21 protein-coding genes are annotated in these 25,282 nt (G+C 56.4%); 17 read left to right on the top strand and 4 right to left on the bottom strand.

Annotation, left to right across the window (positions count from 1 at the left end; all coding sequences use genetic code 11):
* Nucleotides 1-113: 113 nt before the first annotated feature.
* A complete protein-coding gene (locus NG99_RS15710) occupies nucleotides 114-1,199 on the top strand; it encodes an ABC transporter ATP-binding protein (RefSeq protein WP_034894906.1) in 1,086 nt (361 codons plus the stop codon).
* Nucleotides 1,200-1,268: 69 nt separating this feature from the next.
* Here NG99_RS15710 and pta read toward each other — a convergent pair whose 3' ends face one another.
* Entirely contained in the window at nucleotides 1,269-3,413 is a 2,145-nt protein-coding gene (pta, locus tag NG99_RS15705) for a phosphate acetyltransferase (protein WP_456297741.1), read from the bottom strand.
* Between the two features lie 69 nt (nucleotides 3,414-3,482).
* The gene (gene ackA, locus NG99_RS15700; RefSeq protein WP_034894900.1) at nucleotides 3,483-4,685 is read right to left on the bottom strand and encodes an acetate kinase; all 1,203 of its coding nucleotides are present in this window, start codon (nucleotides 4,683-4,685) and stop codon (nucleotides 3,483-3,485) included.
* Between the two features lie 333 nt (nucleotides 4,686-5,018).
* Here ackA and yfbV point away from each other — a divergent pair, with 333 nt between their 5' ends.
* From yfbV to NG99_RS15680, 4 genes are all read left to right on the top strand, one after another.
* Nucleotides 5,019-5,471 carry a terminus macrodomain insulation protein YfbV gene (gene yfbV / locus NG99_RS15695; protein ID WP_034894897.1) on the top strand — a complete coding sequence of 151 codons (453 nt, stop codon included), beginning with the start codon at nucleotides 5,019-5,021 and terminating at the stop codon, nucleotides 5,469-5,471.
* Nucleotides 5,472-5,622: 151 nt separating this feature from the next.
* Entirely contained in the window at nucleotides 5,623-6,117 is a 495-nt protein-coding gene (locus NG99_RS15690) for a YfbU family protein (protein ID WP_034894894.1), read from the top strand.
* Between the two features lie 15 nt (nucleotides 6,118-6,132).
* Nucleotides 6,133-6,792, top strand: coding sequence for a sugar phosphatase (locus NG99_RS15685; RefSeq protein ID WP_034894891.1), 660 nt, complete (start codon nucleotides 6,133-6,135; stop codon nucleotides 6,790-6,792).
* A gap of 77 nt (nucleotides 6,793-6,869) precedes the next feature.
* On the top strand, nucleotides 6,870-8,699 hold the full coding sequence (locus NG99_RS15680) for an SLC13 family permease (RefSeq protein ID WP_034894888.1): 1,830 nt from the start codon (nucleotides 6,870-6,872) through the stop codon (nucleotides 8,697-8,699).
* A 2-nt stretch (nucleotides 8,700-8,701) separates the two neighbouring features.
* On the opposite strand, the gene yfbR is transcribed toward NG99_RS15680, so the two are convergent.
* Entirely contained in the window at nucleotides 8,702-9,298 is a 597-nt protein-coding gene (gene yfbR / locus NG99_RS15675; RefSeq protein ID WP_034894885.1) for a 5'-deoxynucleotidase, read from the bottom strand.
* A gap of 115 nt (nucleotides 9,299-9,413) precedes the next feature.
* A complete protein-coding gene (locus NG99_RS15670; RefSeq protein ID WP_034894882.1) occupies nucleotides 9,414-10,628 on the bottom strand; it encodes a pyridoxal phosphate-dependent aminotransferase in 1,215 nt (404 codons plus the stop codon).
* 1,016 nt (nucleotides 10,629-11,644) lie between these two features.
* Between NG99_RS15670 and lrhA the strand changes: the two genes are divergently transcribed.
* From lrhA to nuoL, 12 genes are all read left to right on the top strand, one after another.
* Nucleotides 11,645-12,577 (top strand): transcriptional regulator LrhA, encoded by a 933-nt coding sequence (gene lrhA / locus NG99_RS15665; protein ID WP_034894879.1) that lies wholly within the window; start codon nucleotides 11,645-11,647, stop codon nucleotides 12,575-12,577.
* A 670-nt stretch (nucleotides 12,578-13,247) separates the two neighbouring features.
* Nucleotides 13,248-13,685, top strand: a complete 438-nt coding sequence (locus tag NG99_RS15660; protein WP_034894875.1) for an NADH-quinone oxidoreductase subunit A — start codon at nucleotides 13,248-13,250, stop codon at nucleotides 13,683-13,685.
* Between the two features lie 15 nt (nucleotides 13,686-13,700).
* Nucleotides 13,701-14,375 (top strand): NuoB/complex I 20 kDa subunit family protein, encoded by a 675-nt coding sequence (locus NG99_RS15655; RefSeq protein ID WP_034894873.1) that lies wholly within the window; start codon nucleotides 13,701-13,703, stop codon nucleotides 14,373-14,375.
* 164 nt (nucleotides 14,376-14,539) lie between these two features.
* Nucleotides 14,540-16,339 carry an NADH-quinone oxidoreductase subunit C/D gene (gene nuoC / locus NG99_RS15650; RefSeq protein WP_034894871.1) on the top strand — a complete coding sequence of 600 codons (1,800 nt, stop codon included), beginning with the start codon at nucleotides 14,540-14,542 and terminating at the stop codon, nucleotides 16,337-16,339.
* Between the two features lie 2 nt (nucleotides 16,340-16,341).
* A complete protein-coding gene (gene nuoE, locus NG99_RS15645; RefSeq protein WP_034894868.1) occupies nucleotides 16,342-16,857 on the top strand; it encodes an NADH-quinone oxidoreductase subunit NuoE in 516 nt (171 codons plus the stop codon).
* Entirely contained in the window at nucleotides 16,854-18,200 is a 1,347-nt protein-coding gene (gene nuoF / locus NG99_RS15640; protein ID WP_034894866.1) for an NADH-quinone oxidoreductase subunit NuoF, read from the top strand. The genes nuoE and nuoF overlap by 4 nt, the downstream gene beginning before the upstream one ends.
* Nucleotides 18,201-18,260: 60 nt before the next feature.
* A complete protein-coding gene (nuoG, locus tag NG99_RS15635; protein ID WP_034894864.1) occupies nucleotides 18,261-20,987 on the top strand; it encodes an NADH-quinone oxidoreductase subunit NuoG in 2,727 nt (908 codons plus the stop codon).
* Nucleotides 20,984-21,961: an NADH-quinone oxidoreductase subunit NuoH gene (nuoH, locus tag NG99_RS15630; protein ID WP_034894861.1), complete on the top strand. Its 978-nt coding sequence runs from the start codon at nucleotides 20,984-20,986 to the stop codon at nucleotides 21,959-21,961. The genes nuoG and nuoH overlap by 4 nt, the downstream gene beginning before the upstream one ends.
* A gap of 12 nt (nucleotides 21,962-21,973) precedes the next feature.
* Nucleotides 21,974-22,516 (top strand): NADH-quinone oxidoreductase subunit NuoI, encoded by a 543-nt coding sequence (gene nuoI / locus NG99_RS15625; protein ID WP_034894859.1) that lies wholly within the window; start codon nucleotides 21,974-21,976, stop codon nucleotides 22,514-22,516.
* 10 nt (nucleotides 22,517-22,526) lie between these two features.
* The gene (nuoJ, locus tag NG99_RS15620; protein WP_034894857.1) at nucleotides 22,527-23,081 is read left to right on the top strand and encodes an NADH-quinone oxidoreductase subunit J; all 555 of its coding nucleotides are present in this window, start codon (nucleotides 22,527-22,529) and stop codon (nucleotides 23,079-23,081) included.
* Entirely contained in the window at nucleotides 23,078-23,380 is a 303-nt protein-coding gene (gene nuoK / locus NG99_RS15615) for an NADH-quinone oxidoreductase subunit NuoK (protein WP_034894855.1), read from the top strand. Before nuoJ ends, nuoK begins: the two co-directional genes overlap by 4 nt.
* A complete protein-coding gene (gene nuoL, locus NG99_RS15610; RefSeq protein ID WP_034894853.1) occupies nucleotides 23,377-25,215 on the top strand; it encodes an NADH-quinone oxidoreductase subunit L in 1,839 nt (612 codons plus the stop codon). Before nuoK ends, nuoL begins: the two co-directional genes overlap by 4 nt.
* The last annotated feature ends 67 nt before the right edge of the window (nucleotides 25,216-25,282 follow it).

Raw genomic sequence — 25,282 nt, 5'->3', positions numbered from 1 at the left:
TGCTTGTGGAAAGGAAAAATGGTGTGGTAGAGCTAAAAGGGAGCTACCCCTTTGGCTCGCCGGGTTAACCGGACAGCCCTGAGACATTTTTCCTGCCTGGACGAGAGAATGCCATGAGATCACTGGTCAGTTTTAAGAACATCAAAAAGAGCTACGACGGCGAAAAGCTGGTGGTGCGCAATCTCAATCTTGACGTGCAGGAGGGGGAATTTCTCACCCTTTTGGGGCCTTCCGGCTCCGGCAAAACCACCAGCCTGATGATGCTGGCTGGGTTTGAAACGCCGACGGACGGCGAGATTTTCCTGCGGGATAAGCCGCTGCACACCTTGCCTCCGCACCAGCGGGATATCGGCATGGTGTTCCAGAACTATGCGCTGTTTCCCCACATGACGGTAGCGGAAAATCTGGCGTTCCCGCTGTCGATTCGCAAGTTGAGCAAAGCGGACGTAAAGGATCGCGTGGCGCGGATCCTGGATATGATCAAACTTACCTCGCTGGCCGACCGTTACCCGGCACAGATGTCCGGCGGGCAGCAGCAGCGCGTCGCGCTGGCCAGGGCGCTGGTGTTTGAGCCAAAATTGGTGCTGATGGACGAGCCGCTGGGCGCGCTGGATAAGCAGCTGCGCGAGCATATGCAGATGGAAATCAAGCAGCTGCATGAAATGCTCGGCCTGACGATCGTCTATGTTACCCACGATCAGAGCGAGGCGATGACTATGTCGAATCGCGTGGCGGTATTCAACGACGGCATGATCCAGCAAATGGACAGCCCGAGTCGCCTGTATGAGCAGCCTTCCAACGCCTTCGTGGCGCAGTTTATCGGTGAAAATAACAGTTTGCTGGCGACCCAGCTGGCTTCGCAGGGGGATTACTACCAGGTGCGGCTGGATGACGGAACCCAGCTGGACGCGTTAAAAGTCCGGCCCAGCTCGCCGGGAAAAAAAATCCAGCTCAGCATTCGCCCGGAGCGGGTTAACGTTAACGCGCCGGAAGCGGGCGATCAGCAGGTGTGCGCCAGAATTCAACAGTTTATCTATCTCGGCGATCACGTACGGATGCTGACGGAAGTCGGCGGCCAGGGGAACTTTATGGTGAAGTTGACGCCAGCCAAAGTGGACAGCCGCTGGAAGGCCGGAAGCGAGGTTACGCTCTCCTGGCAGCCGCAGCACCTGCGGGCGCTGGATGTAATGATCCAGTAGCGGATTATGCTGCTGAATATAAAAAAGGCCGCATAAGCGGCCTTTGGTTTTTTAGCTAAGCGAGCGGGCTTAGCCTTCAGCCTGCTTAGACTGAATGGCGGTCAGCGCGATAGTGTAGACAATGTCGTCTACCAGCGCGCCGCGTGACAGATCGTTTACCGGTTTACGCATCCCCTGTAGCATTGGCCCGATGGAGATCAGGTCGGCTGAGCGCTGTACGGCTTTATAGGTAGTATTGCCGGTGTTCAGGTCAGGGAAGATGAACACGGTAGCACGGCCCGCGACCGGCGAGTTTGGCGCTTTGGATTTAGCCACGTCGGCCATGATGGCGGCGTCATACTGTAATGGGCCGTCGATCACCAGGTCCGGACGTTTTTCCTGCGCGATGCGCGTAGCCTCACGCACTTTTTCCACGTCGCTACCGGCGCCAGAATCGCCGGTAGAGTAGGAGATCATCGCTACGCGTGGCTCAATGCCGAACGCCAGCGCCGAGTCCGCTGACTGAATGGCGATTTCCGCCAGCTGTTCCGGGTTCGGGTCTGGGTTGATGGCGCAGTCGCCATAAACCAGCACCTGCTCAGGCAGCAGCATGAAGAACACGGAAGAAACCAGCGAGCTGTTCGGCGCCGTTTTGATCAGCTGTAGCGGAGGGCGAATGGTGTTGGCCGTGGTGTGAATGGCCCCAGAAACCAGGCCGTCCACTTCGCCACGCTCCAGCATCATGGTGCCGAGCATGACGTTATCTTCCAGCTGCTCCTGGGCTACCACTTCGGTCATGCCTTTGCTCTTACGCAGCTCAACCAGGCGGGCAACGTAGTTCTCGCGCACCGCTTCCGGGTCGACAATCTCAATACCTTTGCCCAGCTCAACGCCCTGTACCGTGGCGACGCGCTGAATCTCGTCCGGGTTGCCCAACAGGATACAGCTGGCGATGCCGCGCTCGGCACAGATTGACGCCGCTTTAATCGTGCGCGGCTCTTCGCCTTCCGGCAGCACAATGCGTTTGCCTGCCTTACGCGCCAGCTCGGTAAGCTGGTAGCGGAACGCCGGAGGAGAGAGGCGACGGCTGCGCTCTGAAGCCGCGGTCAGCGACTCGATCCAGTCGGAATCGATATGGCTGGCGACATACTCCTGCACGCGCTCAATACGCTGCGTGTCGTCGCTGGGCACTTCCAGGTTAAAGCTTTGCAGGCTCAGCGAGGTCTGCCAGGTGTTGGTTTTCACCATAAACACCGGCAGGCCGGTCGCGAAGGCTCGCTCGCACAGCTTGCGGATTGGCTCATCGATCTGATAGCCGCCGGTCAGCAGGATGGCGCCAATCTCCACGCCGTTCATCGCGGCGAGGCAGGCGGCCACCAGCACGTCAGGGCGGTCTGCTGAGGTGACCAGCAGGGAGCCAGGGCGGAAGTGCTCGAGCATATGCGGAATGCTGCGTGCGCAGAAGGTGACGGATTTTACCCGACGGGTCTGAATATCCCCTTCGTTAATCACCTCGGCATTCAGGTGGCGGCACATATCGATGGCGCGGGTGGCGATCAGATCGAAGCTCCACGGCACGCAGCCCAGCACCGGCAGCGGGCTGTTGGCGAACAGCTGGTGGGGATCGATATTGGCTACGCTGGCTTTGGTCGAGTCGTCGAAAATCTCTGACAGGTCTGGACGGGTGCGGCCCTGATCGTCAACCGGCGCGTTCAGCTTGTTGATGATCACCCCGGTAATGCTTTTATTCTTGCTGCCGCCGAAGCTGCTTTGCGACAGCTCAATGCGCTCTTTCAGCTGGGCTGGCGAATCATTGCCCAGCGACATGACGAAGACGATTTCGGCATTCAGCGTTTTAGCAATTTCATAGTTCAGCGCGGAGGCAAACTGGTGTTTGCGGGTGGGCACCAGGCCTTCGACCAGCACCACTTCGGCATCTTTGGTATTTTCATGATAGCGCGCGATGATCTCTTCCATCAGCACGTCCTGCTGGTTCGAACCCAGCAGCGACTCCACGCGGCTCATTTGCAGCGGTTCGGCGGCGGGGATAGAAGAGCTTTTACGGATAATGGTGGTGGTTTGATCCGGCGTGTTGCCGCCGGAGCGCGGCTGGGCGATCGGCTTGAAGACGCTGAGACGCACGCCTTTACGCTCCATCGCGCGGATAACGCCGAGGCTGATACTGGTTAAACCGACGCTGGTGCCGGTAGGGATTAGCATAATAGTACGAGACACGATAAACCTCTCGAAAAGTTACTGGTGCCAAAAACAACTCCGTCAGCCTGAGCTGACGGAGAGAAGGGCTTATGCAGTCAGACGGCTGGCGTCCTGGGCAATCACCAGCTCTTCGTTGGTTGGGATAACCAGAGCCGGACGCGTACCTTCTTTATTAATAAAGCCGGATTTGCCGAAGCGGGCGGCCAGGTTGCGCTCATGGTCGACGTCAAAGCCGAGCAGAGCCAGTCGGCCCAGCGACAGTTCGCGAACCATCGCCGCGTTTTCACCGATGCCGCCGGTGAAGATGACCGCGTCAAGACGACCATCCATCAGAGCGGTGTAGGAACCGATGTACTTCGCCAGGCGGTGGCAATAAACGTCCATCGCGCGCTTAGCATCTGCTTTACTGGTGTAGTTATCTTCAACGTAGCGGCAGTCGCTGGTGACTTCGGTCAGGCCCAGCAGGCCAGACTCTTTGGTCAGCAGCTTGTTGATGGCATCCACGCTCATACCCAGCGTGTCGTGCAGGAAGAACACTACCGCAGGATCGATATCGCCTGAGCGGGTGCCCATCACCAGGCCTTCAAGCGGGGTCAGACCCATTGAGGTATCCACGCAGACGCCGTTACGGATGGCGGAAACCGATCCCCCGTTGCCGAGGTGGCAGGTGATGATATTCAGCTCTTCAACCGGTTTATTCAGCACTTTGGCCGCTTCCTGCGTGACGTAGAAGTGGCTGGTGCCGTGCGCGCCATAGCGGCGGACGCCGTGCTCGCGGTACAGTTTGTACGGCAGGGCATACAGATATGACTCTTCCGGCATTGTCTGATGGAAAGCCGTGTCGAAAACCGCCACATTCTTATCGGAGAGGTGCGGGAAGTTTTTCATCGCTTCATCAATGCCGATCAGGTGCGCAGGGTTATGCAGTGGGGCAAAGGATGAGGCGTCTTTAATGCCCTGAATCACATTCTGGTCAATAACCACTGACTGGGTCAGTTTTTCGCCGCCGTGAACGATGCGGTGACCAATTGCAGTGATTAGTGCGGATAGCTCTGGTTTTTGTGCCAGAATAGTTTTAACGATGAAGTTGAGGGCTTCGCTGTGCGCAGCGCCGGCACCCAAGGCCTCTTCGTGTTTAGCCCCTTCCATCTTCCACTTAATGCGCGCTTCTGGCAGGTGGAAACATTCAGCTAAACCGGAGAGGAATTCTTCACCATTTGCCGGATCGATGATGGCAAACTTCAGGGAAGAACTGCCGCAGTTCAGAACCAAGACTAACTTACTCGACATGGAAGGTCCTATTGATTAAAAGTGGCGAAAAAAAACTCAATCAGACTATCAGCGTAGCGCATGAAAGCTGGTACATTAATGATGAATGTCATGCTCACGGCAAATTTTGTCCAAAAGCAAAAAAGTTTTATAAATTTTGCGTGTTTTTTTGAATTTTAAGCGATTGATGCTGTTTTTCCATGCAGGGTTATGTTTACCCTGATACAGCCTTACAACAATCGCGCACAGGATAACCAGTGTGCCTGTTAAAGACAAAATATTTTGAAGGATGTAAGGTAAAGTTGTTTAGTTGTGTTTTTTGTTTAATTTTTATCTGTGAAGTTGAGGTCAGCCATGGCTAATGAATCCGGCACCGTCGGTTGGTTTAAACTGTTCCAGCGTGGGCAGCATTATATGAAGACCTGGCCCGTGGATAAGCGCCTGGCTCCTATGTTTCCTGAGAATCGCGTCTCCAGAGCGACGCGGTTTGCGATCCGCTTTATGCCGCCGCTGGCCATTTTCTCCATGACCTGGCAGATTGCGCTCGGCGGTCAGCTTGGTCCGGCCGTCGCCACGGCGCTGTTTGCCTGTAGCCTGCCAATGCAGGGACTGTGGTGGCTCGGCAAGCGTTCGGTGACTCCGCTGCCTCCCGGGCTGCTCAGCTGGTTCCACGAAGTGCGGGAAAAGCTACAGGCCGCTGGTCAGGCGATAGCCCCGATAGAAGGTAAACCGACCTATCAGTCCCTTGCTGACGTATTAAAGCGGGCATTTAAACAGCTTGATAAGACTTTCCTCGACGATCTCTAATTTCCAGACTGGGTTTCGCGCGCATTAATCTGACGAAACCCGGTTTGGATCAAAGAAGCGTCTGCTTGACGTTCCTCACCACGGCCAGTTGTGCGATCCTTAGTCATCACCTTCAGATTTCGTTTTGCCCACCGTGGCACAGGAGTTAATGATGGAAATGACCAATGCCCAGCGCCTGATCCTCTCAAACCAGTACAAAATGATGATCATGCTCGATCCCGATAATGCCGAGCGCTATCGCCGTCAGCAAACCATTATCGAACGGGGATACGGCCTGCAAATGCGCGAGCTGGATCGTGAGTTTGGTGAACTGAGCGAAGACGTTTGCCGCAGCATCATTGATGTGATGGAGCTGCACCACGCGCTGCATGTGTCCTGGACAAATCTGAAAGATCCTTCCTCTATTGAAGAACGCCGCCTTGCTTTCCTCGGTTTTGACGCCGCGACAGAAGCTCGCTACCTCGGTTACGTGCGGTTTATGGTAAATATAGAAGGTCGCTACACGCATTTTGATTCCGGTACTCACGGGTTTAACGCGCAAACGCCGATGTGGGAAAAGTATCAACGTATGCTCACTGTATGGCACACTTGTCCAAGGCAGTACCATTTGAGTGCGAACGAGATCGCGCAAATCATCAACGCATGAGGAAGGAAAAGCGTAGTGAAGTGTAAAGGTTTTCTGTTTGATCTGGATGGCACGCTGGTGGATTCCTTACCGGCAGTCGAACGCGCCTGGGTAAACTGGGCATCGCCGCGCGGCATCGCTGCTGATGAGGTGCTGAACTTTATTCACGGCAAGCAGGCTATCTTCTCACTGCGTCACTTTATGGCCGGCTCTTCGGAAGAGGCCATTCAGCAAGAATTCTTCGCTCTGGAGAAAATTGAGGCTGAAGACATCGACGGCATTATCGCGCTGCCGGGGGCGCTCCAGCTGCTGGCAACGCTGGATGAGCTGGATATTCCGTGGGCGATCGTCACCTCAGGTTCGGTACCCGTTGCTTCGGCCCGCCGCAAAGCGGCGGGGCTGCCCGAACCTGAAGCGTTTGTCACCGCCGAACGCGTGCAGCATGGCAAGCCCGAACCCGATGCTTACCTGCTCGGTGCGCAGCTGCTGGCTCTGGAGCCGGAAGAGTGCGTGGTGGTTGAAGATGCCGCCGCCGGGATCCTCTCTGGTCTGGCCGCGGGCTGCCACGTAGTGGCGGTCAATGCCCCGGAGGGGTCGCCAAGGCTGGAAGACGTTGATATGGTGCTCAACTCGCTGGAAGAGCTGATCATTCATAAAAATCCCGATGGGACGATTGATGTGCACAGAAAGCACTGAGACATGATGTAACCCCGCTATAGCGGGGTTTTTTCTATGCGATGATGGGAACCGTCTCCTTCTTATCGGGATCTTGCGTGAACAAAGAGTTGATTTGGGTCGTCAGCCTGCTGCTTATCACCATTCTGTTATTTATCTCCGGCAGACTTCGCATGGATGCTATCGCGCTGCTGGTGATCGTCGTCTTTGTGCTCAGCGGCACCCTGACGCTGCAGGAAGCCACCCTCGGCTTCAGCGATCCTAACGTTATCCTCATTGCCGCGCTGTTCGTGATTGGCGAAGGGCTGGTGCGCACCGGCGTGGCGCTGAAGATGGGCGAGTGGCTGATCAAAATGGCGGGCAGCAGCGAAACAAAAATGCTGGTGCTGCTGATGCTGACGGTCGCCGGGCTGGGGGCGTTTATGAGCTCGACCGGCGTGGTGGCAATCTTTATTCCTGTGGTGCTCAGCGTGGCGGCGAAAATGGGTAGCTCACCGGGGCGGTTGATGATGCCGCTCAGCTTCGCCGGGCTGATCAGCGGCATGATGACGCTGGTGGCCACGCCGCCTAATCTGGTGGTCAACAGCGAGCTGCTGCGCGAAGGGTTGCCGGGTTTCAAATTCTTTGACGTCACGCCGGTGGGGCTGGTGGCGCTGTTTCTTGGCATTGGCTATATGCTGGTAGCGCGCTTCTGGCTGGTGACGCCGGGCAAGGAGGAGGGCAGCAAACAGCAGTTGAGAAAGACCTTCCGTGACCTGATCCGCGACTACAAGCTAAGCGGCAGAGCCAGGCGTTTGGGCCTGCGCGCCGGTTCGCCGCTGATTGGCCAGCGGCTGGACGATTTACAGCTGCGCGAGCGCTATGGCATTAACGTGGTTGGCCTGGAGCGCTGGCGCAAGTTTCGCCGGGTGATGGTGCCGGTAACGGGAACCACGGAGCTGCGGCCGAGGGATGTACTGCTGATTGATATGTCCGCCGCCGGGATTGACCTGCGCGAATTTTGCAGCGAGCAGCTGCTGGAGCCGATGATCCTGCGCGGTGAATATTTCTCCGATCGCGCTCAGGATGTCGGCATGGCCGAAGCGGTAATTATCCCGGACTCCTCGTTGCAGGGCAAAACCCTGCGGGAAATCGCCTTTCGCAGCCGCTATGATGTCAGCGTGGTAGGTATCCGCCGTCGGGGAGAACTGCTTGACGGCGTGCTGACGGACCGGCCGCTGGAGATGGGCGACACGCTGCTGGTGATTGGTGACTGGAAAAAAGTCCGCGCTATCCGGCAGCAGCGCGAGCTGATCCTGCTGAACCTGCCCGCCGAAGAGGATGACGTGGCGCCTGCGCCCAGTCAGGCGCCGCACGCCATTTTCTGCCTGGTGCTGATGGTGGCGATGATGCTGACCAACGTTATCCCCAACCCGGTTGCTGCGCTGATCGCCTGCCTGCTAATGGGCAAGTTTCGCTGCATTGATATGGAGAGCGCCTACCGCTCCATCCACTGGCCGGGTCTAATCCTGATCGTTGGCATGATGCCGTTTGCGCTGGCTTTGCAGAAGACCGGCGGCGTGGCGCTGGTGGTGGATGGTCTGATGGAAGTGGCGGGAGGGAAAAGCCCGCATGTGATGCTGCTTTGCCTGTTTGTACTCTGCGCCACCATCGGGCTGTTTATTTCCAATACCGCGACGGCGGTGCTGATGGCGCCGATCGGCGTAGCGGCCGCCCAGCAGATGGGCGTTTCCCCCTATCCCTTTACGATGATCGTCGCGGTAGCCGCTTCCGCAGCCTTTATGACGCCGGTATCCTCACCGGTGAATACGCTGGTGCTTGGCCCCGGCGGCTACCGGTTTAGCGATTTCGTCAAAATAGGCGTACCCTTTACCCTGATCGTCATGGTGGTCAGCGTGCTGCTGGTGCCGCTGCTGTTCCCCTTTTAGGGCTACAGTGATTCCTGACTGATTTCGTCCAGCGACAGGTTGAAGCTGGGGACAAATACCTCAACGAAGTAGTCCATTTCCGGGCTGTGGCGCTCGGAGAGGGTCTTCTCCAGACGTGCCTTAGCCAGCTGAAATTCATGATTGCCAGCGGACAGCTCTTCGAGACATTTTACATAGGCGCAGAGGGCATCGGCCTGTTTGACTATCGCCTTCTCGCCTTCGCTATGCTGCTGCTCATCCAGCAGGGGACGATAGGCGCTGCGCAGCTCTTCAGGCAGCATATCAATCAGCTTCAGCTGGGCAATTTTTTCAATCTTCTTATATTCGTGAGCAATCTGCGCATTGTAGTACTTCACCGGAGTAGGTAAATCGCCGGTCAGCACTTCGCTGGCGTCGTGGTACATCGCCATCAGTGCGATGCGTTCCGCGTTGAGGTTGCCATTGAATTTTTGATTTTTAATCACCGCCAGCGCATGGGCGACCATCGCAACTTGCAGGCTGTGCTCAGAGACGTTTTCCGTGCGCACGTTGCGCATCAGGGGCCAGCGGTTGATCAGTTTCAGGCGGGAGAGATGGGCGAAAAAATGGCTCTGGTTCATGTGAGGCTTTCCTGTGGCTTGACCGCGGGGAACGAACGGCTCCGTTCCCTCTGCTGCCAGTATAACGCCTTCCTGCTGGCCGAGTCAGCGCTATACCGTGGCTCTTTTGTCCAGGCTACTGGCGATAGCCCTCAAGGAAGCGGCCAAACTTGCCGATCGCCATTTCGAGCTCATTGACGTAGGGCAGGGTAACGATGCGGACGTGATCAGGGTGCGGCCAGTTAAACGCCGTACCCTGCACCAGCAGGACTTTCTCCTGTAGCAGGAAGTCCAGCACCATCTTCTGATCGTCGTGCAGATTGAATTTTTTCGCATCGATGCGCGGGAACATATACAGCGCCCCCTCCGGCTTCACGCAGCTAACGCCGGGAATGTCATTGATCAGCTCCCAGGCGCGGTTGCGCTGTTCATACAGCCTGCCGCCCGGCGCGATAAATTCACTAATGCTCTGGTAGCCGCCCAGCGCGGTCTGAATAGCGTGCTGAGCCGGGACGTTGGCGCACAGACGCATGGACGCCAGCATTTCCAGCCCTTCAATATAGCCTTTTGCGTGCTTTTTCGGGCCGTTAAGCACCATCCACCCCTGGCGGAAACCGGCTACGCGATAGGTTTTGGACAGGCCGTTGAAGGTAATGGTCAACAGATCCGGCGCGAGGGCGGCGATTGAGTGGTGCTGCGCCGCGTCATAAAGGATCTTGTCGTAGATTTCATCGGCGAAGATGATCAAATTATGCTGACGCGCAATTTCAACCACTTCCAGCAGCAGCTCTTTGCTGTAAACCGCACCGGTTGGGTTATTCGGGTTGATAATCACGATACCGCGCGTGCGGGGGGTGATTTTGCTGCGAATATCGTCCAGGTCCGGGAACCAGCCTGCGGATTCATCGCAAAGGTAGTGCACCGCATTACCGCTGGACAGCGAAACGGCGGCGGTCCAGAGCGGATAGTCAGGCGCGGGAACCAGCATTTCGTCGCCCATGTTCAGCAGCGCCTGCATTGACTGCACGATCAGTTCCGATACGCCGTTGCCGATGTAAACATCTTCCACCGTCATGTCGCGCATATCGCGAGCCTGATAGTGTTGAACAATCGCCTTACGTGCCGGGTAGAGGCCTTTTGAATCGCAATAACCCTGCGCGCTGGGCAGATTGCGGATGACATCCACCAGAATCTCATCAGGGGCTTCAAAACCAAACGGCGCCGGGTTGCCAATGTTGAGCTTGAGAACTTTGTTGCCTTCTTCCTCAAGACGTTTTGCTTCTTTTAACACCGGGCCACGGATGTCGTAACAAACGTTATCCAGCTTGTCTGATTTTTCAATTGGATTCATTTCTCTCGCCTTTGCCTCACAGAACTGCGTTCCAGCCATGGAAAACTAAACCCGCACAATGTACTCCTGTCTGCGGCGCTTTTGAAGGGCATCCTGAGGCTTAGATGCGTTAGCTGAGTAAATCCACCGTAGTCGTCTTTAGTCGCCGGAAGGAGGGCCGGGATGTGGAGGATGAATTGGTATAATCTGCTAATAACTTCCGGGGCGATGGAACTTAAAACTAGTTAACCGGCCTTAATCTGCAAGTCAGAGAAATCTTCAATGGCCAGGATGTTCGTTTTCTGTAAGTATTTGGTAAAAAACGATGGATTGATGAATGCGGTAATTGTCAAAAATAGCTTAATTGAGTGATTATAAAATGACCAGTTTAGCTTTACGCCATTTTCACCGACTTACCTCCCAAGACCGGGGGCGGTTTGTCGATCGGGGGGCGGGTAGCGCACTGAATGGTAAATTTTTCATGCGAAAGGCCGTCTGGACAGGCTTTCGCCAATAAAATGTTGCTTTACTGATAAGAATAATAAGATTGGGGCTTAAAAAGTAATCGACAGTATGTCAGGATGATATTTAGAGGACTTTGCACCTTGTATGCAGGTCTCTGAGGCGAAGTGAAGTAACGGATCGCCACCGATAAGCTTAAGTCTGGCTTATCATTATTCCGCTGTAGCCACAGCGTTCTGGTCGTTCAATTTTGAATGGTTGTTTTACATTAACAGCACCCCGGCCCAATTTTTTTGTCAGGCTGGCGGAGTCAATTGACCATTTTTACGCCACTTTCTGCAACTTATGAGTGAGTGCTGCGTGCATTAATGATGTATCAGACGGAACAAACTGTTATCAGCCCTACCTGCGGCGTAAGCCGGGGATATTCAGGCTGTTGGCGTTTTGACGTCTGCGATGAGAGTAATGTCGCGTGCCGCTGAGCGCCGCACATTCATTATCACTGTATCCTCTTGATACAGATGGTAATAACACCAGGGTAGCTGTTCGTATAAATCTTATAAAGTGAAGAAAACATGACTAGTGCAAATCGTCCGATCCTAAACCTTGACCTCGATCTGCTAAGAACGTTTGTCGCCGTTGCCGATCTGAACACCTTTGCTGCCGCGGCAGTGGCGGTGTCCAGAACGCAGTCGGCCGTGAGCCAGCAGATGCAACGTCTGGAACAACTGGTGGGCAAAGAGCTGTTTGCCAGACATGGACGTAACAAATTACTGACCGAGCACGGCATTCAGCTGCTGGGCTATGCCAGAAAAATTTTGCGCTTCAATGATGAGGCCTGTACTTCATTGATGTACAGCAATATCCAGGGCGTGCTGACCATCGGCGCCTCTGACGATACGTCCGACACCATCTTACCGTTCCTGCTGAACCGCGTCACGTCCGTCTATCCTAAGCTGGCGATTGACGTCCGGGTGAAGCGCAATCCCTTTATGATGGAGATGTTAAATCAGGGGGAAGTGGATCTGGTCGTTACCACCTCCAGCCCGATGAACTTCACCTGGCAGGTATTGCGTACTTCGCCAACGCTTTGGTACTGCGCGGCTGACTACATCTTCCAGCGTGGGGAAGCGATTCCGCTGGTGCTGCTGGATGAGCCAAGCCCGTACCGCGATATGGCGATCGACCACCTGAACGAGGCCGGCATCCCGTGGCGTATCTCTTACGTGGCTTCAACCCTGGCGGCCGTTCGCGCAGCGGTTAAGGCTGGTCTGGGCGTTACCGCTCGTCCTGTAGAGATGATGAGTCCCGAGCTGCGGGTGATGGGGGCGGCTGAGGGGCTGCCGGTTCTGCCAGATACGGAATATCTGCTGTGCCGTAATCCTGACAGTGACAATGAACTGGCGCTGGCCATCTTCAATGCTATGGAGTCGAGCAACGATCCCTACAATCTGACCGTTGCGGGGCAGGGGCAGAACAGCGATTCTTTCTCCGATGAGGAAGAGTAGAACTTACGCGCAATCGATATCGTTAGTTGTTAATTTTCATTAATAAATAAGTGTTATCTGACTAAATTAAGCCTTTCGGTGCAGTGATGCACTGAAAGGCTTATTTATTTTAATTTTCACTGTGTTTTTTGTCCCGTTCCCGCCTGGCAAATTTCCCCTCTGCTGCAAAAACCTTCGCTGCTGGTTTTTTGCCCCCCGACATGACTGATTCACTTTCCGGGCAACGTTACTGAACGCATTTTGCGCAGGCCTGTCCGCTCTGTTTTGCACCATAAAAGACAAAACTGTGTGCTGGATCAAAAAAATAGCCCCAGTAAGGGGAAGGAAAAAGCGGCAAATCCTGCCAAAATAGGCATTGTTAAATCCGCGATCCATGCAGGGAAATACCCGCTACACTTTGACTGAAAGGCAGAACTGACTCGATTTAGCTCATTTTCTGCGCATCGAATGTTAAATAAATGCTATCGGTGTAAATTAATGTGTGGATACTTTTGTCAAAGTTGACAGAAGGTTATAGAAAGGAGTAAAAAACCCCATAAAATCGCTGCCTAATCAAAAAAGACAGCAAAATTTATAAGGTTTTTTATTTTTCCCTTGAATCGATGGGGTGGGTTAACTGCCGATAACAGAGCAGCATACCTGTCACCCCTTGTTGAATTAAGCAGAGCGTATGTCTACAACTACAGAAGTTATCGCCCAGCATTGGGCTTTTGCTGTATTCCTGATCGTCGCCGTGGGCCTTTGCTGCGCAATGCTGGCCGGAGCATGGTTTTTAGGTGGAAAAGCCCGAGGAAGATATACAAACACGCCTTTCGAGTCTGGTGCGCCTGCGGTAGGGACAACTCACCTTCGGATGTCCGCCAAGTTCTATCTGGTTGCCATGTTCTTCGTCATCTTCGACGTTGAAGCCCTCTATTTATACGCCTGGTCGACAGCGATCCGTGAAAGCGGATGGGTCGGCTTTGTGGAAGCCACCATTTTCATTTTGGTACTGCTGGCTGGTTTGGTTTATCTGGTACGTATTCGCGCGCTGGATTGGGCTCCCGCACCTCGTCGTGTGGTGGTCAAGCCAACTACTATCTCGCACTCCAACCGTCATACGCAGTAAAAGCGAGGCTTAAAGATGGACTACACGCTCACCCGCGCGGACCCGAACGGCGAGAATGACCGTTACCCATTACAGAAACAGGAGATCGTCACCGATCCCCTGGAAAAGCACGTTCATCAAAACGTCTATATGGGCAAGTTAGAACATGCTCTGCACGATATGGTGAACTGGGGGCGTAAAAACTCCCTGTGGCCGTTTAACTTCGGCCTTTCCTGCTGTTACGTCGAAATGACTACCTCGTTCACCTCGGTGCACGACGTGGCTCGCTTCGGTTCCGAAGTTATTCGCGCCTCGCCGCGCCAGGCGGATTTCATGGTGGTTGCCGGTACCTGCTTCACCAAGATGGCCCCGGTCGTTCAGCGTCTGTATGACCAGATGCTGGAGCCAAAATGGGTGATCTCAATGGGAGCCTGCGCCAACTCCGGCGGGATGTACGACATTTATTCAGTGGTGCAGGGCGTGGATAAGTTCCTGCCGGTTGACGTCTATATTCCTGGCTGCCCACCGCGCCCGGAAGCCTATATGCAGGCGCTGCTGCTGTTGCAGGAATCCATCGGAAAAGAGCGTCGACCGCTCTCGTGGGTGGTAGGCGATCAGGGTGTTTATCGCGCCAATATGCAGTCGGAACGTGAAAGAAAGCAGGCGGAACGTATTGCCGTCACCAACCTGCGCACGCCAGACGAAATTTAATCGCTACCCGACGGTGACGCTGTGACGGCTCGGCCAGCCAGCGTCAATGTTGCAGGTAGAGCAGTTTATGGATGACCGGCAGCGCATAAAAAACACAACACGCGCACTGCCATCCTGACGTCAACACTGAGTGCCTGCCCGCAGGCCCACAGGGTGAACAACTTATGACAGATTTGACCACGCAAGATCTCGCTCAGCCTGAATGGCAAACCCGCGATCACCAGGACGATCCGGTGATTGGCGAGCTGCGTAACCGTTTTGGGCCTGATGCCTTTACCGTACAGCCTACCCGTACCGGCGTGCCGGTCGTTTGGGTGAAGCGTGAGCAGCTGCTGGAAATTGTAGAGTTCCTGCGCAAACTACCGAAACCTTACGTGATGCTCTATGACCTTCATGGCATGGATGAGCGTCTTCGTACCCACCGCGCCGGTTTACCCGCCGCGGATTTTTCCGTTTTCTACCACTTCATTTCTATTGAACGCAACCGCGACATCATGCTCAAGGTGGCGTTGTCTGAAAAAGATTTGCACCTGCCCACCGTCACCAAAATTTTCCCGAACGCCAACTGGTACGAGCGTGAGACCTGGGAAATGTTTGGCGTCACCTTTGACGGCCACCCGCACCTGACGCGCATTATGATGCCGCAGGACTGGGAAGGGCACCCGCTGCGTAAGGATTATCCGGCGCGCGCCACCGAATTCGATCCGTTCGAGCTGACGAAGCAAACGGAAGATCTGGCGATGGAGCAGATGACCTTCAAGCCGGAAGACTGGGGCATGAAGCGCGGCAACTCGACTGAGGACTTTATGTTCCTCAACCTCGGGCCTAATCACCCGTCGGCGCACGGTGCTTTCCGCATCATCCTGCAACTGGACGGGGAAGAGATCGTCGACTGCGTACCGGACGTGGGCTACCACCATCGCGGTGCGGAGAAGATGGGCGAGCGCCAGTCCTGGCATAGCTACATTCCCTATACCGATCGCATCGAATACCTCGGCGGCTGCGTTAACGAAATGCCGTACGTGCTCGCCGTTGAGAAACTGGCCGGGATCAAGGTGCCTGAGCGGGTCGACGTTATCCGCGTGATGCTTTCAGAGCTGTTCCGTATTAACAGCCACCTGCTGTACATTTCGACGTTTATTCAGGACGTCGGAGCGATGTCTCCGGTGTTCTTTGCCTTTACCGACCGCCAGAAAATTTACGACGTAGTCGAAGCCATTACCGGCTTCCGTATGCACCCGGCCTGGTTCCGCATCGGCGGCGTAGCGCACGATCTGCCGAAAGGCTGGGACGGCCTGCTGCGCGACTTTATCAACTGGTTGCCAAAACGTCTGAAAGCCTACGAGCAGACGGCGCTGAAAAACTCCGTGCTGATTGGCCGCGCCAAAGGCGTTTCTGCTTACAACATGGAAGAAGCGCTGGCGTGGGGCACCACCGGTGCCGGTCTGCGCGCCACCGGGCTGGATTTTGACGTGCGTAAATGGCGTCCCTATTCCGGCTACGAAAACTTCGATTTTGAAGTGCCGATTGGCGATGGCGTCAGCTGCGCCTACACCCGCGTAATGCTGAAGATGGAAGAGATGCGCCAGAGCCTGCGCATTCTCGAACAGTGCCTGAACAATATGCCGGAAGGCCCGTTCAAGGCGGATCATCCGCTGACCACGCCGCCGCCAAAAGAGCGCACGCTACAGCATATCGAAACCCTGATTACTCACTTCCTGCAGGTTTCATGGGGGCCGGTAATGCCTGCCAACGAATCCTTCCAGATGATTGAAGCGACGAAAGGGATTAACAGTTACTACCTGACCAGCGATGGCAGCACCATGAGCTACCGCACCCGCGTGCGTACGCCAAGCTTCCCGCACCTGCAGCAGATCCCTTCGGTGATCAACGGCAGCCTGGTATCCGATCTGATCGTATACCTCGGTAGCATCGATTTTGTTATGTCAGACGTGGACCGCTAATTATGCACGATCAAAGAATTGCGATCGAAACGATCGAAGACAACGGCGCTTTTGTGCTGAGCGCGCTCGAACGCGACGCCATCGAGCATGAGAAGCACCACTATGAAGATGCCCGCGCCGCATCGATTGAAGCACTGAAAATTGTGCAGAAGCAGCGCGGCTGGGTGCCGGACGGCGCTATCTCCGCCATTGCTGAGGTGCTGGGCATCCCGGCCAGCGACGTTGAGGGCGTGGCAACCTTCTATAGCCAGATCTTCCGCCAGCCGGTCGGCCGCCACGTCATTCGCTACTGCGACAGCGTGGTCTGCCATATCACTGGTTTCCAGGGCATTCAGGCTGCTTTAGAAGACAATCTGAAGATCAAGCCAGGCCAGACAACTGCCGACGGCCGCTTCACGCTGCTGCCGACCTGCTGCCTCGGCAACTGTGACAAGGGCCCGACGATGATGGTGGATGAAGATACTCACGTCCATCTGACGCCGGAAAACATCGTCAACTTACTGGAGCAGTATCAATGACATTTAAACAGATCATTCGTACTGCTGAAAGGCATCCGCTGACCTGGCGTCTGCGTGATGATAAGCAGCCCGTCTTCTTTGACGAGTACCGCAGCAAAAATGGCTATGCCGGTGCCGATAAAGCGCTGAAAACCCTGTCGCAGGACGAGATCGTGGCGATAGTAAAAGACTCCGGTCTGAAAGGGCGCGGCGGTGCGGGCTTCTCAACGGGCCTGAAGTGGAGCCTGATGCCGAAAGACGAATCCATGAACATCCGTTACCTGCTGTGTAACGCCGATGAGATGGAGCCGGGCACCTACAAAGACCGCCTGCTGATGGAGCAGATGCCGCACCAGCTGGTGGAAGGCATGCTGATCAGCGCCTTTGCGCTAAAGGCCTACCGTGGCTACATCTTCCTGCGCGGCGAATACATTGAGGCGGCGGCCAATTTACGTCGGGCGATTGCCGAAGCGACCGAAGCGGGTTACCTGGGAAAAAATATCCTCGGAACCGGCTTTGACTTCGAACTGATCGTGCACACCGGCGCGGGTCGCTACATTTGTGGTGAAGAGACCGCGCTGATCAACTCGCTGGAAGGCCGCCGTGCTAACCCGCGTTCGAAACCGCCTTTCCCTGCTTCTGCGGGCGCCTGGGGCAAACCAACCTGCGTGAACAACGTAGAGACGCTTTCCAACGTCCCGGCGATTCTGGCTAACGGCGTTGACTGGTACAAAGGCATTTCGACCAGCGATGACACCGGCACCAAAATGATGGGTTTCTCAGGCCGGGTGAAAAACCCAGGCGTCTGGGAACTGCCGTTTGGCACCACCGCCCGTGAAATCCTTGAGGATTATGCCGGCGGTATGCGCGACGGTCTGAAATTCAAGGCGTGGCAGCCGGGTGGCGCGGGGACTGACTTCCTGACGGAGTCGCATCTCGATCTGCCGATGGAGTTTGCCAGCATCGGTAAAGCCGGGAGTCGTCTGGGTACCGCGCTGGCGATGGCCGTTGACCACGAAATCGGCATGGTGTCGCTGGTGCGCAATCTCGAAGAGTTCTTTGCCCGCGAATCCTGCGGCTGGTGTACGCCGTGCCGCGACGGCCTGCCGTGGAGCGTGAAGATCCTCCGCGCGCTGGAGCGCAAAGAGGGGCAGCCGGGCGATATCGAAACCCTGCTGCAACTTTGCCGCCAGCTTGGTCCGGGCAAAACCTTCTGCGCGCACGCGCCGGGCGCAGTAGAGCCACTGCAAAGCGCTATTAAATATTTTCGCGAGGAGTTTGAGGCGGGTATCGCGCCTCAGGTCTTCAGCAACGCGCACGCGATTGCTGGTATCCAGCCAAACCTGTTAAAGGCTCGCTGGTAAATCCAGATTTGAATTGATTAACGCTCGTCTTACGACGGGCCTTACGGAAGCATGTTCACTATGGCTACAATTCATGTAGACGGTAAAGAATATGATGTCGATGGCGCGGACAACCTGCTGCAGGCTTGCCTCTCCCTCGGCTTAGATATTCCTTATTTTTGCTGGCACCCGGCGCTCGGTAGCGTCGGTGCCTGCCGCCAGTGCGCGGTGAAGCAATTCCAGAATGCCGAAGATACCCGGGGCCGCCTGGTGATGTCCTGTATGACACCGGCGTCCGACGGCACCTTTATCTCAATTGATGACGGCGAAGCGAAAGAGTTTCGTGAAAGCGTGGTGGAGTGGCTGATGACCAACCACCCGCACGATTGTCCGGTCTGTGAAGAGGGCGGTAACTGCCATCTTCAGGATATGACCGTGATGACCGGCCACAGCTTCCGTCGCTACCGCTTCACCAAGCGTACCCACCGCAATCAGGAGCTCGGGCCGTTTATCTCGCATGAGATGAACCGCTGTATCGCCTGCTATCGCTGCGTGCGCTATTACAAAGATTATGCGGACGGCACCGACCTCGGCGTATACGGCGCGCACGACAACGTCTACTTCGGACGCCCGGAAGACGGCACGCTGGAAAGCGAGTTCTCCGGCAACCTGGTCGAAGTCTGCCCAACCGGCGTGTTCACCGACAAAACGCACTCAGAGCGCTATAACCGTAAGTGGGACATGCAGTACGCCCCAAGCGTCTGCCAGCAGTGCAGCATCGGCTGTAACACCAGCCCCGGCGAGCGCTACGGCGAACTGCGCCGCATTGAAAACCGCTACAACGGCGTCATCAATCACTATTTCCTTTGCGACCGCGGCCGTTTCGGCTATGGCTACGTCAACCTGAAGGATCGTCCTCGTCAGCCAATGCAGCGTCGTGGCAATGACTGGATCGCGCTGAATGCCGACCAGGCCATGCAGGGCGCGGCAGACGTACTGCGTCAGGCTAAGAAGGTGATCGGTATCGGCTCACCGCGCGCCAGCGTGGAAAGCAACTTTGCGCTGCGCGAGTTGGTCGGTGCGGAAAACTTCTCTACCGGTATTCCGGCCGCCGAGCAGGCGCGTCTGGAGCTGATGTTAAGCGTGCTGCGCGACAGCGGTGTCCACACCCCGGCGCTACGTGAAATTGAAAGCTACGACGCGGTGCTGGTTCTGGGTGAAGACCTGACTCAGGTTGGCGCGCGCGTGGCGCTCTCCGTCCGCCAGGCGGTAAAAGGCAAATCCCGCGAAATGGCCGCCGCTCAGAAGGTGGCAGACTGGCAGATCGCGGCGATCCTCAACATTGGTCAAAACGCCAAGCACCCGCTGTTTGTAACTAACGTAGATAAAACTCGTCTGGATGATATCGCCGCGTGGAGCTACCTCGCCCCGGTTGAAGACCAGGCGCGGCTGGGCTTTGCCATTGCTAACGCGCTGGATGAAACCGCGCCTGCCGTGATCGGCATTGAGCGTTCGCTGGCCGGGAAAATTGACGTGATCGTTCAGGCGCTGGCCGGCGCTAAAAAGCCGCTGATTATTTCCGGCGTTCACGCGGGTAGCGAAGCCACGATTCAGGCGGCGGCTAACATCGCGAAAGCGTTGAAAGGGCGGGGATCGGACGTCGGTATCACCCTGTTGGCCGGTGCGGCGAACAGCGTGGGCCTCGGTATGATCGGCGGCCATCCGCTGGAAAGCGCGCTGGACGAGCTGGAAAGCGGCGCGGCCGACGCGGTGATCGTGCTGGAAAACGATTTGTACCGCCAGGCGCCGAAAGCGAAAGTCGATGCGGCGCTGAGCAATGTCTCCAACGTGATCGTGGTCGATCACCAGCGTACCGCGACTACCGAAAAAGCTGGGTTGATCCTCTCAACCGCCAGCTTCGCCGAAAGCGACGGCACGCTGGTCAACCAGGAAGGCCGCGCGCAGCGCTTCTTCCAGGTTTATGACCCGGCCTACTATGACGACAAGGTAGAGATGCTGGAAAGCTGGCGCTGGCTGCACTCGCTCTCCAGCACTATTACTAACCGTCAGCCGGACTGGACCCAGCTCGATCATGTGATTGATGCCTGCATCGCGGCGCTGCCGCAGCTTGCCGGGATCAAAGACGCGGCGCCGGATGCCAGCTTCCGTATTCGCGGTCAGAAACTGTCGCGCTCGCCAATCCGCTCCAGCGGCCGTACCGCGATGCGCGCCAACATCAGCGTGCATGAACCGCGCCAGCCGCAGGATAAAGACACCATGTTCGCCTTCTCTATGGAAGGTAACAACCAGCCGTCGGCGGCCCGTTCGCAGATCCCCTTCGCCTGGGCGCCGGGCTGGAACTCGCCACAGGCGTGGAACAAGTTCCAGGACGAAGTGGGCGGCAAGCTGCGCAACGGCGATCCGGGCGTGCGCCTGTTTGAAGCGGGCGACGCGCAGCTGGGCTGGTTCGACGTTGTTCCGGCGGCCTTTGCCGGTCAGGCGGACAGCTGGCGCGTGGCGCCTTACTTCCACCTGTTTGGCAGTGAAGAGATGACCCAGCGCTCAGCGGTGATCCAGCAGCGTATGCCTCAGCCCTACGTGATGGTCAACCCGGCCGATGCGGCGAAGCTGGGCGTGAATGCCGGAACCGAAGTCGAGTTCACCTGTCAGGGCGAAACCCTTCGCCTGCCGGTGCGTTTCTCCGACACGTTGCAGGCAGGGCAGGTGGGGCTGCCGCTCGGTCTTCCGGGCATCCCGCCGTTCCTGCTGGGCGCCAACGTTGACAATCTGCAGGAGGCAGCACAATGAGTTGGCTGACACCGGAAGTTATCGAAGTGCTGATTGCCGTAGGTAAAGCGCTACTGATCCTGTTTGTAGTGGTTGGCTGCGGCGCGTTTATGAGCTTCGGCGAACGTCGTCTGCTGGGTCTGTTCCAGAACCGCTACGGACCAAACCGCGTTGGCTGGGGCGGCTCGCTACAGCTGGTAGCGGACATGATCAAAATGTTCTTTAAAGAGGACTGGACGCCGCCGTTTACCGACCGCGTGATCTTTACCCTCGCACCGATGATCGCCTTTACTTCGCTGCTGCTGGCGATGGCCATCGTGCCTGTGACCTCAACCTGGATGGGGGCAGACCTGAATATCGGCCTGCTGTTCTTCCTGATGATGGCTGGCCTGGCGGTCTACGCGGTGCTGTTTGCCGGCTGGTCCAGTAATAACAAATACTCCCTGCTGGGGGCGATGCGCGCCTCGGCGCAGACGCTGAGCTACGAAGTGTTCCTCGGCCTGTCGCTGATGGGCGTGGTGGCGCAGGCAGGCTCGTTCAACATGGTTGATATTGTCAACAGCCAGCAACACTTGTGGAACATCATTCCGCAGTTCCTCGGCTTTTTGACCTTCGCCATTGCGGGCGTTGCTGTTTGTCACCGCCATCCCTTTGACCAGCCGGAAGCGGAACAGGAACTGGCCGACGGTTACCACATCGAATATGCCGGGATGAAGTTCGGTCTGTTCTTCGTCGGGGAATATGTCGGTATCGTGACCGTCTCTTCGCTGATTGTGACGCTGTTCTTCGGCGGCTGGAACGGCCCGTGGCTGCCACCGATTATCTGGTTCGCGATTAAAACAGCGTTCTTCATGATGATGTTCATTCTGATCCGTGCTGCGTTACCGCGCCCACGCTATGACCAGGTGATGTCGTTCGGCTGGAAAGTTTGTCTGCCGTTGACGCTGCTGAACCTGCTGGCGACTGCCGCAGTGATTCTGTACAACGCGCAGTAAGAGGTTAAGACGATGACGTTAAAAGACATAGTGGTGGGATTTGGCACCACGGTACGCAGTATCTTTCTGATTGGGATGAACGCGTTCGCTAAGCGTGAAACCATGATGTACCCGGAAGAGCCGGTTTATCTGCCGCCGCGCTACCGTGGCCGCATCGTGCTGACGCGCGACCCGGACGGTCAGGAGCGCTGCGTAGCCTGTAACCTGTGCGCGGTCGCCTGCCCGGTTGGCTGCATTTCGCTGCAAAAGGCGGAAATGCAGGATGGCCGCTGGTATCCCGAATTCTTCCGCATCAACTTCTCGCGCTGCATTTTCTGTGGCCTGTGTGAAGAGGCTTGCCCGACCACTGCGATTCAGCTTACTCCAGATTTCGAACTGGGCGAGTTTAAGCGTCAGGATCTGGTGTACGAAAAAGCAGACCTGCTGATTTCCGGCCCCGGGAAATACCCGGAATACAACTTTTACCGGATGGCAGGTATGGCGATTGACGGGAAAGAGAAGGGCTCTGCAGCCAACGAAGCCAAACCTATCGACGTCAAGGGCTTGTTACCTTAAGGAGCCAGGCATGGAATTTGCTTTTTATTTTTGCGGACTGGTGGCGGTGCTGACAACGCTTCGCGTTATCACCCATACCAACCCGGTCCACGCGCTTTTATACCTGATCATCTCCCTGCTGGCGGTTGCCGGGGTGTTTTTCTCGCTGGGCGCTTATTTCGCCGGTGCGCTGGAGATCATCGTCTACGCTGGGGCGATCATGGTGCTGTTCGTGTTTGTGGTGATGATGCTCAACCTTGGCGAGAGCGTCAGGGCACAGGAGCGCGAGTGGCTGAAACCCGCCGTCTGGCTGGGGCCTGGCCTGCTGTCGCTGGTGCTGCTGGTGGTGATGGTTTACGCCATCCTCTCCATCAACGATCAGGGCATTGACGGCGCGATGATCGACGCGAAAGCCGTTGGCATCAGCCTGTTTGGTCCTTACGTTCTGGCGGTTGAGCTGGCCTCAATGCTGCTGCTGGCGGGTCTGGTGGTGGCTTACCACATCGGACGCGAACAGCGTCAGGGTGAAGTCCTGAGCAACCGTCCTGGTGACGCTGCGAAAAGTAACAAGGAGGAACGCGCATGATCCCTCTGCAACATGGCCTTATTCTGGCAGCCATCCTGTTTGTCCTTGGACTGACGGGCGTGGTAATCCGCCGCAACCTGCTGTTTATGTTGATTAGCCTTGAAATCATGATTAACGCTGCGGCGCTGGCGTTCGTGGTAGCGGGGAGCTACTGGGGGCAGGCCGACGGACAGGTGATGTACATCCTCGCCATCAGCCTTGCCGCTGCCGAGGCCAGCATTGGCCTGGCGCTGCTGCTGCAGCTTCATCGCCGCAGCCAGAACCTCAACATTGATAAAGTGAGCGAGATGCGCGGATGAATCTTCTCTATTTAACAGTCCTTTTCCCGCTGATCGGCTTCCTGCTGCTGGCCTTTTCTCGCGGCCGCTGGTCAGAAAATCTTTCCGCCGCCATTGGCATGGGATCCGTCGGTCTGGCGGCTTTGACCACGCTGTATGTGGGAATGGATTTTTTCAGCCAGGGCCAGGCGGTTTATGACCAGGCGCTGTGGACCTGGATGCAGGTTGGCAACTTTAAGATTGACGTTAACCTGACGCTGGACGGCCTGTCGCTGACCATGCTGTCGGTGGTGACCGGCGTCGGCTTCTTCATTCACATGTTCGCCTCCTGGTATATGCGTGGTGAAGAGGGCTACTCGCGCTTCTTTGCCTATACCAACCTGTTTATCGCCAGCATGGTGGTTCTGGTGCTGGCCGATAACCTGATGCTGATGTATCTGGGTTGGGAAGGCGTGGGCCTCTGCTCTTACCTGCTGATTGGCTTCTACTACACCAACCCGAAAAACGGCGCGGCGGCGATGAAAGCCTTCATCATTACCCGCATCGGCGACGTGTTTCTGGCCTTTGCGCTGTTCATTCTGTACAACGAGCTGGGTACGCTGAACTTCCGCGAGCTGGTTGAGCTGGCTCCGGCTCACTTCGCGGCGGATAACCACATGCTACAGTGGGCCACCCTGATGCTGCTGGGCGGCGCCGTGGGTAAATCTGCACAGCTGCCGCTGCAAACCTGGCTGGCGGATGCGATGGCCGGTCCAACGCCTGTTTCCGCGCTGATCCATGCGGCAACGATGGTAACGGCGGGCGTCTACCTGATTGCCCGTAGTCACGGTCTGTTCCTGCTGACGCCTGAAGTGCTGCATCTGGTGGGCATCGTCGGTGCGATTACGCTGGTGCTGGCGGGTTTCGCCGCGCTGGTGCAGAGCGATATCAAGCGCGTGCTCGCCTACTCGACCATGAGTCAGATTGGCTATATGTTCCTCGCGCTGGGCGTTCAGGCCTGGGACGCGGCGATCTTCCACCTGATGACCCATGCATTCTTTAAGGCCTTGCTGTTCCTCTCCTCCGGGTCGGTGATTCTGGCCTGTCACCACGAGCAGAATATTTTCAAAATGGGCGGCCTGCGTAAAAGCATTCCGCTGGTTTATGTCTGCTTCCTGGTGGGTGGCGCGGCGCTGTCAGCACTGCCGCTGATTACCGCTGGCTTCTTCAGTAAGGATGAAATCCTCGCTGGCGCGCTGGCCAATGGGCATCTCACGCTGATGGTGGCCGGCTTAGCCGGGGCCTTTATGACCTCGCTGTACACCTTCAGGATGATCTTTATCGCCTTCCACGGCGAAGAGAAAATTCACGCACATGCCGGCAAGGGGATCACTCATCACCTGCCGCTGATCGTGCTGCTTGTCCTCTCAACCTTTATTGGCGCACTGATCGTGCCTCCGCTGAAGGGCGTTCTGCCGGACACCGCCGAGCTGGCGCACGGTAGCGTGCTGACGCTGGAAATCACCTCTGGCGTGGTAGCGATTATCGGTATCCTGCTGGCGGCTGCCCTGTGGCTTGGCAAGCGTACGCTGGTGACCCGTATCGCCAGCAGCGCGCCAGGACGCTTCTTCGCCAGCTGGTGGTTCGCGGCCTGGGGCTTCGACTGGCTGTATGACAAAGTGTTCGTTAAGCCTTACCTGTTCGTCGCCTGGCTGCTGAAAAGCGATCCGCTGAATAACCTGATGAACCTGCCGGCTCTGTTCTCCCGCCTGGCGAATAAAGGTCTGGTTGTCAGCGAAAACGGCTATCTGCGCTGGTACGTGGCCTCAATGAGCGTGGGTGCCGTGGTGGTGCTGGCGCTGCTGATGACGATTTAAAGGTTAGTGAGCGGGGTAGGGTGGACTGCCTTACCCCAACAAAGAATTATGAAAATATTCCCCTGAC

The organism is Erwinia typographi, from assembly GCF_000773975.1.
Taxonomy (GTDB): domain Bacteria; phylum Pseudomonadota; class Gammaproteobacteria; order Enterobacterales; family Enterobacteriaceae; genus Erwinia; species Erwinia typographi.
Note: the sequence above shows the minus strand (reverse complement) of the source record. Positions and strands in the feature narration are given on the sequence as shown.